Source organism: Pseudoalteromonas sp. APC 3893 (genome assembly GCF_030408095.1).
GTDB lineage: Bacteria > Pseudomonadota > Gammaproteobacteria > Enterobacterales > Alteromonadaceae > Pseudoalteromonas.
Window position 1 is genome coordinate 1 of the sequence record NZ_JASDCD010000090.1, and the last position, 594, is coordinate 594.

At 54.5% G+C, this 594-nt stretch carries 1 protein-coding gene; it reads left to right on the plus strand.

The features are described from left to right. Window positions 1-594 (plus strand): Ig-like domain-containing protein (locus QMA12_RS22280; protein WP_290295332.1); only part of this gene is annotated, 594 nt, incomplete at both ends.

A 594-nucleotide genomic window follows, 5' to 3' on the forward strand; every position in this document is an offset into this window, starting at 1 on the left:
GCGTGCAAAGCGACGGCAGTTGGTCAGTGGAAGTACCCAACGCCTTAGCGCAAGGGGATTACACGACGGAGGTTGTGATCAGTGATGGCGCAGGGAATGAAACACAGGTGATCTTAACAGGTAATATCGATACCAGTGTGCCCGTGGTCACGGTGAATAATAATGGCTTAGGCAATGACGAAAGCCCAGTTATTAGTGGAACATCAACAGAGCCTGTTGGCACCCAAGTGACCATCACGATTGTGGATGCCAATGGCGACACGCAGACTCTCACAGCCCAGGTTCAAGCAGGAGGTGATTGGGAAGTGGCCGCGGCCAACTTACCGGATGGGGATTACAGCTACAGCGCGAGTATCACCGATGCTGCGGGCAACATTGGCAGTGCAGCGGGGGCTGGGGAAATCGATACCCTTGCACCGGTGATCACACTTGATAATTTAGGCACCATCAATAATGACACGCCGACCATTTCAGGCACGTCATCAGAGCCGGCAGGCACCGTCATCACCGTCACGCTGACCGACAGCAGCGGTGTTGAGACTGAGCTAAGCGCAAGCGTGGATGGTAATGGCGATTGGTCTGTAACCAGCCCAG